The organism is Desulfobacterales bacterium, from assembly GCA_030066985.1.
GTDB lineage: Bacteria > Desulfobacterota > Desulfobacteria > Desulfobacterales > JAHEIW01 > JAHEIW01.
On the sequence record JASJAN010000036.1, the window covers coordinates 26,111 to 42,055 of the forward strand.

Annotated in this window: 16 protein-coding genes; 8 read left to right on the top strand and 8 right to left on the bottom strand. The window is 48.7% G+C overall.

Annotated elements, in window-relative coordinates:
* Positions 1–137: 137 nt before the first annotated feature.
* The 6 genes from QNJ26_17465 to QNJ26_17490 all read right to left on the bottom strand — a co-directional run bounded on the left by QNJ26_17465 (position 138) and on the right by QNJ26_17490 (position 3,813).
* A complete protein-coding gene (locus QNJ26_17465; GenBank protein MDJ0987332.1) occupies positions 138–881 on the bottom strand; it encodes a class I SAM-dependent methyltransferase in 744 nt (247 codons plus the stop codon).
* Positions 882–1,002: 121 nt separating this feature from the next.
* Positions 1,003–1,218, bottom strand: a complete 216-nt coding sequence (locus QNJ26_17470; GenBank protein MDJ0987333.1) for a dodecin family protein — start codon at positions 1,216–1,218, stop codon at positions 1,003–1,005.
* A 468-nt stretch (positions 1,219–1,686) separates the two neighbouring features.
* Positions 1,687–2,094, bottom strand: a complete 408-nt coding sequence (locus QNJ26_17475) for a periplasmic heavy metal sensor (protein ID MDJ0987334.1) — start codon at positions 2,092–2,094, stop codon at positions 1,687–1,689.
* Positions 2,088–2,636 (bottom strand): hypothetical protein, encoded by a 549-nt coding sequence (locus QNJ26_17480; protein MDJ0987335.1) that lies wholly within the window; start codon positions 2,634–2,636, stop codon positions 2,088–2,090. The genes QNJ26_17475 and QNJ26_17480 overlap by 7 nt, the downstream gene beginning before the upstream one ends.
* On the bottom strand, positions 2,633–3,256 hold the full coding sequence (locus QNJ26_17485; GenBank protein MDJ0987336.1) for an RNA polymerase sigma factor: 624 nt from the start codon (positions 3,254–3,256) through the stop codon (positions 2,633–2,635). Before QNJ26_17485 ends, QNJ26_17480 begins: the two co-directional genes overlap by 4 nt.
* Before the next feature lie 158 nt (positions 3,257–3,414).
* Positions 3,415–3,813, bottom strand: coding sequence for a hypothetical protein (locus tag QNJ26_17490; GenBank protein MDJ0987337.1), 399 nt, complete (start codon positions 3,811–3,813; stop codon positions 3,415–3,417).
* Positions 3,814–4,034: 221 nt separating this feature from the next.
* Between QNJ26_17490 and QNJ26_17495 the strand changes: the two genes are divergently transcribed.
* Positions 4,035–5,096 carry a phenyltransferase domain-containing protein gene (locus QNJ26_17495; protein ID MDJ0987338.1) on the top strand — a complete coding sequence of 354 codons (1,062 nt, stop codon included), beginning with the start codon at positions 4,035–4,037 and terminating at the stop codon, positions 5,094–5,096.
* A 142-nt stretch (positions 5,097–5,238) separates the two neighbouring features.
* Complete coding sequence (locus QNJ26_17500; protein MDJ0987339.1) at positions 5,239–5,964, top strand: acyltransferase; 726 nt, start codon at positions 5,239–5,241, stop codon at positions 5,962–5,964.
* A gap of 387 nt (positions 5,965–6,351) precedes the next feature.
* On the opposite strand, the gene QNJ26_17505 is transcribed toward QNJ26_17500, so the two are convergent.
* Positions 6,352–7,515 (bottom strand): MFS transporter, encoded by a 1,164-nt coding sequence (locus QNJ26_17505; protein ID MDJ0987340.1) that lies wholly within the window; start codon positions 7,513–7,515, stop codon positions 6,352–6,354.
* A 201-nt stretch (positions 7,516–7,716) separates the two neighbouring features.
* Entirely contained in the window at positions 7,717–8,166 is a 450-nt protein-coding gene (locus QNJ26_17510) for an Hsp20/alpha crystallin family protein (protein MDJ0987341.1), read from the bottom strand.
* 154 nt (positions 8,167–8,320) lie between these two features.
* Here QNJ26_17510 and QNJ26_17515 point away from each other — a divergent pair, with 154 nt between their 5' ends.
* The 6 genes from QNJ26_17515 (at position 8,321) to QNJ26_17540 (ending at position 15,893) form a co-directional block, all read left to right on the top strand.
* Positions 8,321–8,767, top strand: a complete 447-nt coding sequence (locus tag QNJ26_17515) for an Hsp20/alpha crystallin family protein (protein ID MDJ0987342.1) — start codon at positions 8,321–8,323, stop codon at positions 8,765–8,767.
* A gap of 90 nt (positions 8,768–8,857) precedes the next feature.
* Complete coding sequence (gene lon / locus QNJ26_17520) at positions 8,858–11,260, top strand: endopeptidase La (GenBank protein MDJ0987343.1); 2,403 nt, start codon at positions 8,858–8,860, stop codon at positions 11,258–11,260.
* 47 nt (positions 11,261–11,307) lie between these two features.
* A complete protein-coding gene (locus QNJ26_17525) occupies positions 11,308–12,132 on the top strand; it encodes a septal ring lytic transglycosylase RlpA family protein (protein ID MDJ0987344.1) in 825 nt (274 codons plus the stop codon).
* A gap of 178 nt (positions 12,133–12,310) precedes the next feature.
* Complete coding sequence (gene gmhB, locus QNJ26_17530; GenBank protein ID MDJ0987345.1) at positions 12,311–12,868, top strand: D-glycero-beta-D-manno-heptose 1,7-bisphosphate 7-phosphatase; 558 nt, start codon at positions 12,311–12,313, stop codon at positions 12,866–12,868.
* Between the two features lie 254 nt (positions 12,869–13,122).
* A complete protein-coding gene (locus QNJ26_17535) occupies positions 13,123–13,533 on the top strand; it encodes an NADH-quinone oxidoreductase subunit A (protein ID MDJ0987346.1) in 411 nt (136 codons plus the stop codon).
* A gap of 8 nt (positions 13,534–13,541) precedes the next feature.
* On the top strand, positions 13,542–15,893 hold the full coding sequence (locus QNJ26_17540; protein ID MDJ0987347.1) for an NADH-quinone oxidoreductase subunit B/C/D: 2,352 nt from the start codon (positions 13,542–13,544) through the stop codon (positions 15,891–15,893).
* Positions 15,894–15,945 lie beyond the last annotated feature (52 nt).

Below are 15,945 nucleotides of genomic sequence, written 5' to 3' on the forward strand. Positions count from 1 at the left end.
TGGCAAACTGCGCATCTATTTTGCCCAGAATCTTTTCTGTCTAGCCTCCTTGTCTAAGCGATTGGTGGTTAAAAATCAATGAAAAACGGCAAAAACATTGATCAGATCAATAGCCGCTAACGGTTATCCTGGGGTATCTATTTTTTTGGAGCGATGATGAAAATCAGCCCATTTTTTTCACTATAATGTTCTATTGTGAATCCAGTTTGTTGCAAGGTGCTTTGGGTCCATTGCGGGCAAATACGTAATTTTCGATAGGCGCTTTTGTGCATCACCCATTGGCCTTTGCTTTTTTCATAGACGATATCATGTACTTTGACAGTGTTTTTTTCATACTCCAGAAAACAGGTAAAAAGGGTTGTATCATCGCTGCGGACCGGGATAAAGCGATCCAGCCCGACCAGCTCGGCTGACAAATTTCGAAACGATAGAATCAGCCGGCCGCCGGGCAGCAGTGCATCATGCGCCTGCTGTACCAGGGCTGCAGCATTTTCAAGGGATTCCAAATGGGTCAGCGTATCGCCCATGCAGACCACCAGTTCGATATTGTCGCGGACGTAGTTGCTGAAATTTGATAGATCATCGCAAATAGGTTCAATCGGCAGATGCGGCGCGATTTGCTTCAGTTGTTCCAATAGCCGGGCACTTAGATCCAAGGCGACAACACGAAATCCCAATTCAGCCAGCGGGATGGATTGAAACCCGCAGCCGGCGCCCAGATCAAATGCCCGGCCGCGATTCATCGACTGAATACCGTTCGCTTTAAAAAAGGCTCTATTTTCCGTTAGATTCCTTTCGACACCGCCGGCAATCCAGGCGTAATACTTTGCAAGATGATTGTCATAATGTTCGCGAACGCTAACCATGGCTGAAGGTCTCATTTTTTTTGCGCCATAAAATAAATAAACCCCCAAAAGAAGCGCTTAGAATTCGTTTTGGAGGTTTATCTTTTTACAACGATCAGCATGTATTTTAGGGGTTGATGACTTTACAGCTGTCGGCTTAACCTTCGCCGCCGTATTTAAAGGACAGATTCACCAGCGCACGGAAAGCGACAACCTGGCCGTTTTCAACTTTCATATCCAGCTTGTCAATTTCGGCTACTCTCAGATCTCTCAGAGATTTGCCCGCGGTTTCAACTGCATTTTTGGCGGCCTCTTCCCATGAAGTCGGACTCGTTCCTACCAGTCTGATGACTTTGTACACACTGTCAGCCATTTTTCCTCCTTTCTTGCAGCGTTGAGCGCAATGTCGATGGATCACTTATAGCGCCGGCGGTCCGTTTGCTTTACACCGGCGCAGCGAATGTTTTAGCCCTTTTGATTCTTGCGGGCACAAAAAAGCCTCCATACGAGCGAGGAACGCCGTTGGAGGCTTTAAACGCGTAATTTGGTATAATCTCTGATCATCAACTCCTCCTTTTATAAACCCAGTACAGGATGAATGGCATGTGGCAAAACTGAAACGATACTGCCTAGTCAAAGAAGGAATGCGATATGTGGGTTCGTCTACAATCGACCGAACCCCGCGCTGGTAAAACCGGTTTCAAATAAAAGCGAAATGCAGGTTGTGTATGAAAGGTAAGTTAAACAATGCGCGGACTAAAGTCAAGCGTGAAAAAAGGCGGGTTTAAAGCATCTGCATATTGTAAACGAGGGTAAAAGACGCTTCGTAAAAGAATTTATCTTAGCGCCAATCTTTATAGGATGTTTTCAGTTGCTGAAACCGATCGGCACCAATAATCTCCCTGACGCGGATAACAAAACCCAGACGCTCATTGGCCAGGTCAGTGCGAGCTTTCTCAAGGCGTTGGAACTGTTTGCGGACTTTGGCATCATCGACAGGTTCTTTCCCCAGGAGCGTATCGAGTTCAAACTGTTCCCTTTTTACCGCGCTTTTCAGATCGATGAGCTTGCGATGGCTGTCTTCATATAGTCCATCTAACTGACGGACCTCATTTGAGGTCAGATTGAGATTTTTCACCACCTTTTTATTGTACCACCACTTACCGGAAGGCACATCCTGCGCATTGACAATTGCGGGCAGGCTTATCACCAAGATCGGCAGCATAGCCATCAAGACCTTTTTCAACATCTTGCGGGTCCTTTCATCGTTAATGCGGATATTTGAGGGGTGTCTTCTGTGGCCGGAATGAGAAATTCCAGAAACTCTTCATCCGGGTTCAAATCGGTTTCACCAACAATTTCCAGATAGACCGTTGGCAGCGCGTTTTCCACCAGATCATTTATCTCTGTCATCAGCCTCTCTGCTTCTACCATATTTTTTGCTAAATTTCCAACACTACCTGGCTGCCGGCTTTGAATTAAAACTGTTGCCCAGACGACGATAACAGTGGCGGCGACGGCCGCAGCGCCAAAAGCAAATTTCCAGCTCAAAAATGGCACTTTAACCCTGTCGGTGTCGATGCTTACCCGCTTGCGGGGCTCAGGTGCATAGCGCTTGGCCAGTTGCCCAAAGCGTGACAGCTCCTGTTGTAAACGCTCCGCTTGCAGTCGACAATCAGCGCATTCATTCAAATGCTGTTTTAAGCTCTGGGACAGATCGGTTTCATCGATCACTGCCTGTAGAATGTCTTTTTCTCCCAGATGAGAAGCAATTGAGTTGTGATGACTCACGATAAATCCTCCTGAAGAAACTGACGCAAGTCTTTTTCTTTTTTAAATTTTGCCAAAGCCCGATACAGATGGGTTTTTATGGTGCTTTCGCTTTTCTTCAGTATTTGGGCGATTTCAGCAATGTTCAAATCGTCCATAAAACGCAGCATAAAAACCTCGCGTTCCATTTTCGATAATTTCTGGGCGATGCGTTCAACTTGCCGCCAGAAATCTTCAATTAAAACCTGTTCCAGAGCCTCGGGTTTCTCGCGGTGTTCATCTGCTTCCGGTTGAATCTCGGGGCCCTCATCGGCTGATTGGAAGATGGATCGGACTCTTTTTTTACGAAGATAGTCGTTTACCCGGTTTACGGCGATCCTATACAGCCAGCTGCGGAATCGATCCGGCTCACGAAGCCGGGAAATGCTGCGAAAGGCCCGGACAAATACGTCCTGAGTCAAATCTTCAGCATCCATTTGCCGATGTATGCGGTAAAAAATCATGCGATATATGTCTCCCTGGTAGCGATCGATCAGTTGATCGAAAGCCAAGCGATTTCCGTCTCTGGCCTTTATGACCAGTTGGGTCAGCTGCGGATCAGCGGTTTGAGAGCCAGGCGGTTTATGTGCCGGGGGTGTCATTTTTCAGTATCTGCCAGTCTATTCGCCCATAAGAACAGTTATTAAAAAAGTGTTCTCATCATAATGGCTCAAAATACGATTGTCCACAACTGTTATACGATCATTTTGAAAACCCCTCAACTAAGGCCCTATAAGGTTGCAGCACACGGTAGGCTCGCTTACCAGATGTGCCAGAGATCGCGATCCGCTTGCCGGCCATAGTGTTGACGTAGCCACCAGAATCGCTGTGTATTCCAGCGTCGATTCCTCTCGTTTTCGTTTTGCTTTAATCGCCGGATATGCCGATTGGATTTATGCAGCCAGCGGTTTATGCGTTTCTTCTCTTTACGTGACAATTGTCCATCACTTGCATAAGACCGAAGGTGTTGGCGAATCTTGCGCTGCTCTCTTATCAGCTGCCGTGTTTCATGCCGTGTCAGTTGGCCTTTGTTAAAGCCTTTCCAGATTTTTTTTTGCTGCTGTTTTAGGCGCTGCTGGTAATTGCCAGCCCATGATGGTCCGCTGAAGATCAATCCTGTCAAACCGACGATCGCCAGTATCATTAACATTTTTTTCATTTGTCTTTCCTCCTTTTGTCAGATGTTCTGACTGCTAAGACGTGAAAAAGAAAAAAATGGTTTACAAAGATGCGGCCCCGATTCTCGGCTCAGCTGATTTTCACCTGAATTTCAGCTAGCCGTGTTGATGCCCAGAACACGGATGATATTGTACTTGCATAAGAATGGATTCCTTTGTAAGAATGCGTCTCTACCTATTGTAAAGAGGGATATAGCCTTTCGTGGACCTTAAACGATCCAGCATCAATCAGCTTCCGCTTTCCAAGTTGGATGTGGGTGCGGCGGCGTCATTTATTGCCCAAACGCAACGATCCGATGGAGAGATTCCCTGGGCTGCGGGCCAAAAATCAGATCCTTGGGACCATATTGAATCTGCCATGGGTCTCAGCGTGGGGGGGTATTATAAAGATGCCAGAAGGGCGTTTCGCTGGTTGGCTGACAGGCAGCTGGAAGACGGCAGCTGGTATACCGCCTACCGCCAAGGTGTTCCCGAAGACAAAACCAGAGACGCCAACCTATCGTCCTATATTGCTGTGGGTTTGTTTCAATATTTTTTAATCACCGGGGACCGCGCCCTGCTAAAGCAATTGTGGCCAACCCTGATGCGGGCCATTAATTTTGCCCTGAGTCTGCAAACCGCCAATGGTGAGATCTACTGGGCCATCAGCCCCAAAGGCAATATTGATCGCATGGCACTTTTGACGGGATCCAGTTCCATTTATCTTAGCATCAAATGTGCCCTGGCAATTGCAAAAATTTTAGGGGTTTCCGTCCCCTCTTGGCAGACTGCCGGTCTCAAGCTGGCCGATGCCATTCAACATAAACCCTATTTGTTTAATATGACCAAATCACGCTATTCGATGGATTGGTTCTATCCCATTCTGGCAGGTGTGATTACCGGTGAAGCGGCTCAAAAACGGATCGATAAATACTGGAAGAAATTTGTGGTTGAGGACCAGGGGGTGCGCTGCGTATCGGATAAGCCCTGGGTCACGATTGCAGAAACAGCTGAGCTAACGCTGGCCTTGGCCGCTATGGGCAACCTGGAACTGGCCAGAATCGTTTTCAACTGGGTCATTGACCGGCGCTATGAAGACGGGTCATTTTGGTGCGGATTTACCTACCCGGACCTGGTCATCTGGCCCGAGGATAAACTTACCTGGACCAATGCGGTGATGCTAATTGCCGCAGATGCGATTTACAACTTAACCCATGCAAGCGAGCTGTTCAGCCATCAATTCTGGGCGACATCCAGGCTATCACCGTTTGCCAATTCTACCTGAGTGGTCCTATCAAGCATGGACAATAGCGATTGGAATAGTTTTACCACCGGGAAAATATAGACCAAAGAGGGTTGTCTTGATGATGACCTAAGCCCCATTCCAAAACGGGAAACAGCATCTTTGTGAATACCATTAAAGGGCAATGTCCTTGCAGAAAGATCACCGCCCATACGTCATCAAAAGAGCGGTATTGAAGTTTCAAAAGTTTTACACTGCCCATTTCTTGCGCCCGCATTTTGCCGCTCTTGGGAAATCCGCCACCGTTATCAAACCCTGGTATGTGGAAGTGTTTGGCTCTCCAGTTGTAATGGGTGATCATGCGACCATTGTTGCCACTTCGGATAAGCGGGTGCGGTTTTCTGTGTGGTCGGATGCGCAATTAAATGGAGAGATTCGATTTGGTGACTACGGTATTGTCTGTCCGGGAGTTAGAGTCAGCTCGGCCGCAAAAATAAATATTGGTGACAACTGTATGCTGGCCAGTGGTGTATATATAACCGATTCCGACTGGCATGATATCTATAACCGGGTTGCTTTGGGCAAGACGGGTCCGATTGAGATCGCTGCGAATGTCTGGATAGGCGATAGCGCTATTATCTGCAAAGGGGTTTCCATCGGAGAAAACAGCATCATCGGCGCCGGTGCTGTAGTCGTTAATTCCATTCCTTCAAATTGTATTGCAGCCGGCAATCCAGCCAAAGTGGTCAAGCGTCTTGACCCGCAGAAATCCTTTACAACGCGCAAACAATGGTTTTTGCAATCTGCCAATCTGTATGCTGAAATAGATCAATTGGACCGGGATTTGCTGCAGGGAAATACACTGCGGCATTGGTTGAGGTATTTGTTTTTCCCCCATAAAGGCGACTAAAAAGCGGTCTCAAAAATGCATCTAATCCGCCGGAGGCGGACAGGCAGCCCAATGGCTGCGTTAAAAACCGATTCAAAATGCTCGAATACTATCGTGTATGCTCCACTTTTGAATCGGTTTTCGCCTTGCCCTTGGACGTGATCTACTATTTTTGAAACCGCTTTACAATCTTCGATATTCAATTTCAGTTAAATTAAATTACCTATTACTATGTATACCTAACGCCGAAAATTGTAACTGCATTATCGAATTGACCTACTGATCTCTTTCTCCTCTTTCCGATGCTCTCTGGCTCATGGCCGTGAGCGAGTAGCCAGAAGCCAGCAGCCAGAGGGCTGAAACCTGACACCTGAACCGCCAACGGCGGAACTATAGTACCTGACACCCTTATTTTACGACATGCCTGCGACTTGCCAGATAGAATCCCCCGAACAACAGTCCACCCGATAAAGCAATCAAACTGCTGATCATAAACAGAGTGAATGCACCGCTGATTTCGTACAGATAGCCGCTGAAAAAAAAGCCGACCATCAAACCCAGGCCGTAACTGACCGCATTGTTGACCGCTTGACCCAGGGTCTTGGCTTTGTCGGGTGTTAGACGATCAATGTACAAAATGCTGGCAATGTGAAAGGTGCCGTAGGTGACAGCGTGCAAGATCTGGGATAGTAGAATTGCCGCTGCAGATTGAACAAAGCAAAGCACAAACCACCTCAGTGCGGCGATCATAAAAGAAAATATTAGGACAGATTCCAGCGAAAAGCGGCGGAAAATTTGATCGGATCGAATCATCACCAGGATTTCGGCAGCGGACGCCAGGGCCCAGGTTAATCCGATAAAGGTACTGCCATATCCCAAATTTTCCAGGTGGATCGAAAAAAAGCCGTAATAGGCCCCATGGCTGACAAGCATTAAAAATGCGCAAAACAAAAATACCAGCACTCTACCGTCCAGCAGGCTGCCGGCACCTGTGGTTAGGCGTTTTTTTTTTGGCGGTTGAATCGCAGGGATTTGAGTTGAGATTAAGGAAAACATCAGTGATCCGGCAAGAATAAGGACCACAATAATTTCTACCGAGTAAACATCAATCATTTTACCGAGTACCAGCACAACGAAAATAAAGCTAATGGATCCCCAGACACGGATGTGACCGTAACTTTTTTTCTCCTCTCCCAAAATGTCCATGGTGAATGCTTCCAGAAAAGATATGATGGGGGCGTAGAACATTCCGTAAAGGGTGGTGATGATCAGCATCGGAACAAAGTTAACGGTGAAAAGAAACTGCATCCAGATCAGGGCGCTGCAAAAACTGCACAAAATATATATGGGGCGACGGGCGCTAAGGCGATCAGCCAGAGCACCCCAGATGAGGGGGAAAATAACCATAGCGACCGAACGAACAGCAGATAAGACCCCGATGTTCAGGCCGCTGAAGCCTAAATGATAGCAGTACAGGTTAAAATATGGCAAATGAATTCCCAGTACGCCGAAATACAAAAAGTACTGAGAACCGATAACAATTTTGTCTGTCGGCTTGCTTTCGGTGGCCATAGCTGCTTCATACGGTATTTATGCTCAAAGGGCAAATTTTTTTCACAAGCCATTGGCGGTGATATCTTGCCGTTATCGAGATCAATGAACCGGCTGGTGGGCAAACGCATCGGGTTTTGAAAGTGCCAGCGAGGGCCTGCATCGAGCATGAAAAAAGGAAGAGATTCCGGGGTCGGCTGACGTCAGGCCCAGCTAAATGGGCTAATCAATATTGACGGTGACCTGTTTGGTTTTCTCTTGCACGGGCCTTGGGACGGTGATCGTTAAAATCCCGTTTTTAAATGATGCCTTAACGTGTTCGGGCTTAATGGATTCCTGCAGCGTAAACGAGCGTTGAAATTTGCCAAAGGTGCGCTCTTTGCGGTAGTATTGCTCATCTTTGATTTCCGGATCCAGCAGTCTTTCACCCTTAAGCGTTAAAATATTATCTTTAACCTCTACGGTGACATCTTCTTTTTCGATGCCGGCTAATTCCACTTTGAGGATAAAACCCTCGGCTGTTTCATAGATATCAACTGGCGGCCGCCAGTCGTGAAGCCCACTGTCATCATCCATTTCGCGCGAGCCACCAAAGGATTCGCTGAAAATTCGATTGATACGATCCTGTAATGCGGCCACGTCCCGAAAAGGATCCCATCTGACGATCGACATATTAAAACCTCCTTATTTTTAAGGACTTAGTTGGCCAAAAAATTAATCATACATGGTTTCTTGTCAAGCTTTACAAAGCATCCAAACGGTGTTATTTTGACTCGATTTATAACATCCAAAACAATTTATCAGATTAGACATTTAGGAGCCGGTGATGGACTTTATCAAAATTAGAATTGCCGAAGATTTTGGTCATCTGGGTTCTAACCTTGAAAAAACAATCGAAGACATGTTTCGATCGATGAGTCCGGCCTTCACGTTAGCCGAACGAACCTGGAAACCTCCGATGGATATGAATGAAACGCCGGATGAAATTGTGATCGTTGCCGAAGTTGCTGGAATTGATAAAGAGGATCTGGAAGTTGAAATCAGCAGTAAGGCTGTCAGGATTAAGGGGAACCGCGTTGCCCGACATTGCACCGATGACACCACCTATCGACTTGCCGAGATACAGTATGGTCGCTTTGAAAGAATACTCTATCTGCCGGCACCCATCGATCCAGAAGTCGTATCTGCCGGTTATACCAGCGGCCTGCTCGAGATCCGGTTGGCAAAAATGCCGATCGAAAAAACTCATAAGATCCCGATATCAGACGGATGATATTCATCTGGTAGATGGCTTTTCAAATTTTTAAATACCAAGATCCAAATTATTTTATAAAAACCCAGACACCCCCTTCTGGAGGAACTCATGACGGATCAACCTGATCAAAAATCACCGGTCGAAATCGATTCCGAAAAAATACCCGAACTGCTTCCGATTCTGCCACTATTTGACGCAGCCCTGTTTCCGAAAATGGTATTACCATTGGTGGTGATGCAGGGTGAGTCGGTGCGGCTGATTGATGAGGCCATGGCGCAGAATCGGATTATCGGCCTGGTGGTATCCAAGAAGCCGGAAGAGGGAATAAAGCCCGAGCGCAATGATCTGGCGTCGATCGGCACCAGCGCCCTTATCCTGAAAATGGCCAAGACCCAGGACAATCGAACCCAGCTTCTGGTACAGGGTCTTCACCGTTTCAGAATAAAATCCTGGGAAAACAGCAGACCCTATCTGCGAGCCCGGATCCAGGTGCTGGAAGAGAACGAGACCAAGGGGAAGGAAACCGAAGCACTGATGTCCAACCTTATCGGTCAGTTTGTTCGAATCGTTGAGCTTTCCCCAGGGTTACCACCTGAGATTGGCCAGATGGCCAAATCGATTCCTGAAGCCGGCACTCTGGCGGATATGGTGGCATCCACCATCAATGCCACGCCGCAGGAAAAGCAAAAGGTTCTCGAAACTCAAAATGTAAAGGAGCGCCTCAAAGAAGTCACCCGTCTGGTGAATCATCAGCTCAGCGTTCTTGAACTGGGCAACAAAATTCAGAGCCAGGTCAAAGGTGACATGGATAAGAGTCAGAAGGAGTATTATCTCCGGCAACAGCTTAAGGCTATCAAAGAGGAGCTGGGCGAACAAGATGAGACCCAGGTCGAAATTGAAGAATATCGGGCTAAAATTGAAGAAAAGAATTTGCCCCCTGAAGCCCGCAAAGAAGCCGAGCGCGAACTGGATCGGCTGTCGAGAATGCATCCTTCTTCCGCTGAATATACCGTGGCATCCACCTATTTGGATTGGATTACCGCTTTGCCGTGGCACGAGAGCACCCCGGATAATGTTGATATCAAAAAAGCACAAAAGATATTGGATGAAGACCACTATGGGCTCGAAAAACCCAAACGGCGCATCATCGAATATTTGGCGGTGCGCAAGTTAAAGCCGGAGTCAAAAGGCCCGATTCTATGCTTCGCCGGCCCCCCAGGAACCGGTAAGACGTCACTGGGTCAATCGATTGCGCGGGCCCTGGGCCGCAAGTTTCATCGCATTTCTCTGGGCGGTGTCAGAGACGAGGCTGAAATTCGTGGGCACCGGCGGACTTATGTCGGCGCGCTGCCGGGCAGAATTATACAGGGGTTACGAAGGGCCGAATCCAACAATCCGATCTTTATGCTCGATGAAATCGATAAAGTGGGCAGTGATTTTCGCGGCGATCCGTCTTCCGCGCTTCTGGAAGTACTGGACCCCGAACAAAACTTTTCTTTCACCGATCATTACCTGGACGTCCCCTTTGATCTTTCCAAGGTGATGTTCATTACAACTGCTAATATTTTAGATACCATACCGCCGGCTTTGCGGGACCGTATGGAAGTATTGATGTTGCACGGGTACACTTTGGATGAAAAGCTCAAAATTGCCAAACGCTATCTCATCCCGCGGCAGCGGGATGAACACGGCTTAAAATCCAAGCAGATAAAATTTAGCCAGGGCGCCCTCAAACAGATCATCACCGGCTATACGCGTGAAGCCGGATTGCGCAATCTAGAAAGGGAGATCGCCAATGTTTGCCGTGGTGTGGCCAGCAAGATAGCCACCGGAAAGGCCAAAGCGGTAACCATCAACCTAGACGATATCCACGGTTACCTGGGGCCGATCCGATTTACCTCTGAAACCAAAACCAGAGTGTCGACACCGGGTGTGGTCACGGGCTTGGCCTGGACGCCCACCGGTGGTGAGCTCTTATTCATTGAAGCCACTGCGATGAAAGGAAAAAAAGGATTGACCCTCACAGGTCAGCTGGGCGATGTCATGAAAGAATCGGCAACAGCAGCGCTGAGTTTTATCCGCTCCAACGCGAAACAATTGAATGTTGACGAAGATTTTTTTGACGCGCATGATTTACATATTCATGTGCCGGCCGGGGCGATCCCCAAAGACGGCCCTTCGGCGGGTGTAACTATGTTGACGTCCCTGACCTCTCTGCTGACCGGCAAAACCATTCCCAAAGACCTGGCAATGACCGGTGAAATTACACTCAGGGGCCAGGTGCTGCCGGTTGGTGGTATCAAAGAAAAAGTTCTGGCCGCTCATCGGGCCGGTATCAAAGAAATTATCCTGCCGGAGTGGAATCAAAAGGACCTTGAGGATGTTCCTGCTAAAGTCAAAAAGGAAATTCGCTTTCATTTTGTTGATAAAATGAAAGACGTTCTGGAATTGGCTCTTTATCGTCCAAAGCGGCCAAAACGAAAAAGGCGACCTCAAAAGCGCAAACCCTAATACGAGACAATTATCATCCGGAAATCGTTCCTTCACCTGAAGCGTCATTGGAATTGGCGGTATCAACGATCCTGCCGGCTAAAGAATTAATGGTTATGTATGGCATCCGACGTCTACGCATTCGTTTAAGTAGTTTAGGTTTCATTCTGGTTTGTGCCAGCTTTGTTTTCTGGTGTTTCGGCTGTGCGAGCGAGCCCCAGACCTCACAACCGCCACCGCCCAGCAAGCCCGGCCAACCCAAACCCTATAAAGTTCTTGGCAAGTGGTATCAGCCACTGCCCCATTCGGAAGGTTTCCGTCAAAGGGGATTGGCCTCCTGGTACGGGCGCGAATTTCACGGCAAAAAAACGTCCAACGGTGAGATCTATAATATGTATGCCATGACCGCGGCGCACAAAACCTTGCCGCTGGGCACTTATGTTCGGGTGCTGAACCTGGAAAACAATCGCAGCGTGGAGGTGCGCATCAACGATCGCGGACCTTTTGTGCGCGGCAGAATAATCGATCTATCCTATACGGCTGCTAAACAAATTGGTATCGTCGGCCCGGGTACCGCCAGAGTTGAAGTCGTTGCTCTGGGCAAACGAACAACAACTTCCGGCACTTCGGCGTCGACTTACAAAGCCGGCGATTACTCTACTGGCAATTTCACTTTTCAGGTCGGTGCTTTCGTGAGTCGTGAAAATGCTGAGAAACAAAGGCGCCAACTGGCGCTCCGCTATAAAAACGCTCATATTGTGACATATGACCGCGGCGATCAGGTCTTTTATCGCGTGCGGGTCGGCCGGTTTACGACCCTGGAAGAAGCCATTGAGCAGGAAAAAATTCTGATACAAGACGGCTTCGTCGATCCCATCCTGGTTGCTGAATAGACAGGCGTAACAATCCGTAGCTCGACTCTGCGGTTATTTGTAATTTTTATCAACCAATCGGCTCTTTATCGTCTCTACAGTGATTCGTACTAATTAATTAAAAAAAATCAATGGGCGATTGGCGTCCAGGCAGTTGCTCGTGATCACTGCTTAACACACAATTGGGGAGCTGACTATTTTGCTGAAGAAAGTGGTTTTTCTCGATCGAGATGGTACCATCAACCAGGACTCTGATGCCTACATCAAAAACTGGTCGGAATTTAAATTTGTGCCCCGCAGTTTAGAAGCACTGAGCGATTTGACCGCCGCCGGTTACACCATTATGGTGATTACTAACCAATCGGCGCTGCCGCGGCAACTCATTACCCTAACCGAACTTGAACACATTCATACGAAACTTAAAGCGGCTGCTGAACAAAAGGGCGGCAATATATGTGATATATTTTTCTGCCCCCATATGCCGCAAGATGGCTGCGATTGTCGCAAACCGTCCCCTGGCCTAATCGTTCAGGCCCAATTAAAGTATCATATTGATCTGGCGGCGAGCATAATGGTTGGAGACAGTGCCCGGGACATCGAGTGTGCTCACAACGCAGGATGCGGGTGCTCGATTCTGGTGAAGACCGGTAACTATCAACAAGCCCAATCGGATCTGGCGGCTGCCAAATTGGGGGCCGATTATGTGGCCGCGGATCTATATGATGCGGCCTCTTGGATTCTGGCTTCAGAACCGTAAACCACTTTGGTGTTTTCCTTTGCTGCAAGGCTTTAAGATCGCACAGATTTGCCCTTGATTTACCTTGCAATTTCGTTGGTGCTAATCTATATAAACAAATTCGCACGCAGCTACCAGCGAAATCACCTTGAATATATGTTGTCTTTATTCAATACTTTGCAGTTGCATTAGCAACAAGCATCCACTTTATCTTAACTCTCTTTTTGCATTAGATCTTTTTTGATACCGCAGATCAAAACGACAGCGGTGACGCTATGGAATCGATTATTGCATCCGGCGCATTATCTCCTTGGGAACCCAACGTTTTCAGCTTGGCGATCTATGTCGTGCTGATTCTCATTTTTGTTGCATCTCAGCTATTTATTGCGGTCTGGCTCGGGGAAAAGAAGAAAACAGCTGAAAAGTTGAGACCTTATGAAAGCGGTATCATTCCCACCGGGAGCGCCCGTCTGCAGTATCCGGTCCCTTTTTATTTGGTGGCTATTTTTTTTCTGATATTTGATGTCGAGGGTGCTTTTATTTTTGCCTGGGCCATCGCTCATGGCAAACTCGGTTGGGCCGGCTGGCTGCAAATTTCATTTTTTATCGTCTTGTTGCTGCTGGGTTTATTATACGTTTGGCGAAAGGGGGGGCTCGATTGGGGTCCACTAACCCACAAGGATTAAGCGACCGCTTGCTAAGCGGCACCGATGCCTTAATTAACTGGGCACGCAAATACAGCCTTTGGCCGATGTTTTTCGGGCTCTCATGCTGTTTTGTTGAAAAAGCAACCGCTTTGACAGCTCGTTACGACTTGGCCCGTTTCGGTGCCGAAGTGTTGCGCCCCTCTCCACGACAGGCCGATCTGCTTGTTGTTTCTGGTACGGTTTTTAAAAAGATTGCCCCGGTTGTCTTGCGTTTGTACGAGCAAATGGCCGAACCCAAATGGGTGATTTCAATGGGCTCCTGCGCCAACTGCGGTGGTATGTATGACGTCTATAGTGTCGTGCAAGGCATCGATCAGATCCTTCCGGTAGATGTGTATATACCTGGCTGCCCGCCGCGGCCGGAGGCCGTTCTGCAAGGCATTGTGGAGCTACAGAAAAAAATCGAAACCGAAAGTCCCACCCGTCCCATATTCCATTTAAAAGGCGGAACCCAGGGAAGTGTTACACCCCTGCGGGTAGACGGCCAGACCAAATTGCGGGATCCTCGCGGACCCGGCATGCAGGGAACAGCTATCCGGGGCACATCGGTTGTGCCTCCTGATTTCTGGGGCAGCCGCTCGGATCTGATGTGGACACCGCCTGCACGGCAGATCGAACTCAATTCATCCGATCAAGAATTATCGCAAGCGCTGAGTGCCCGATTTGGTGATGCGCTGCAACCCGTAGCGCCCGCATCTGACATGCTCACATTGCAGGTCACCGAAAACCGACTTATCGATGTGCTGCAATACCTGAAGCATGAGGCCACACCCAGATATCAGCGCCTGGACGATTTGACAGCCATCGACGAATCCGCTCGCCGGCAGCCGGAGAATTTTCCGGACTACACCATGGTCTATCATCTGCTGTCCTACGATTCGGCCAGCCGCATACGGCTCAAAGTCCCTTTAAACAGTAAAACACCCAGCATCCAAAGCATTACCGACATCTGGCCTTCGGCCAACTGGTATGAACGCGAAGTGTTTGATCTGATGGGTGTTCATTTTGAGGGCCATCCCAATCTGCGCCGCATCATCATGCCGCCTGACTGGCAGGGGCATCCATTGCGCAAAAGCCACCCGGGCCGAGCGACCGAAATGGCGCCCTATACACGCGAAGATGCCGAGAAACTGCAGCCCTTAGACGGGGGCGTCTATGCTAAAACCGGTGACGGTGAGCAGCCGTTGATCCTCAACATCGGCCCTCATCATGTCAGCACCCACGGGTTGTTGCGCTATATCGCTTCATTGAACGGAGAGGAAATTGCGGGGCTGGAATTGGAAATTGGCTATCACCATCGAGCTGTTGAAAAAATCGGTGAGCGTCAGACGTGGCACCAGTTCATCCCCTATCTGGCCCGGGTGGATTACCTGGCGGGTGCGGCCAATGATTTGCCCTATCTGCTGGCAGTAGAGAGCCTTGCGGACATCAAAGTGCCGCAGCGGGCCCAGGTGATTCGGGTGATGCTCAGTGAGTTGTTCCGCCTGAGCAACCATCTGGTCTGGCTGGCCACCTATGCCCATGACGTGGGCGCCATGACACCGAATTTTTACACCTTTCGAGAGCGAGAGATGATTCTGGACATCGTGGAGCTGATTACCGGTGGTCGCTTGCACCCTTCTTGGTTTAGAATCGGTGGTGTGGCCGCAGACTTGCCCGAGGGCTGGAAAGCAGCGGTTGATCAGTTCGTCAACATATTCCCACAGCGTTTGACTGAATATGAAAATTTAATTCGCAAAAATCCGATCTTTAAAGCCCGCACCCAGGGAGTTGGCCGCATTTCCTTACAAGAAGCCATGGACTGGGGAGTGACGGGTCCTAACTTGCGCAGCTGTGGGTTGGATTGGGATTTGCGCAAAAAAATGCCCTATTCAGGATACGAAAACTTTGAGTTTGAGGTTCCTACCGCCACTGAAGGCGACTGTTATGCGCGTTACCTGGTGCGGATAGAGGAGATGAGACAAAGTATCCAGATCATTGACCAGGCGGCCAATAACATGCCCTCTGGCCGTTACGTTACCGATGATTACCGCTATGCGATCCCCGGGCGAGAGGATATGCTCAAAGATATCGAAAGCCTCATTCATCATTATATCAACGTCACCCGGGGCCCCAAAATTCCACGCGGCGAGGCCCACGCTGCCTGTGAAATTCCGCGCGGTGAACAGGGCTACTATGTCGTCAGTGACGGCCTGGGTTATGCTTATCGGGTGCGGATTCGCGGCCCTGGCTTTGCCAATGTTCAAGTGATGCCGTTGCTGGCGGTGGGGGAGAGCATTGCCGATTTAATCGCCATTATCGGCTCAGTTGATTATATTTTGCCGGATATTGATCGTTAAAGTTTTGATGTGTTCAGGTGTCGGGTGTCAGGTGTCAGTCTCTGGCCCGACG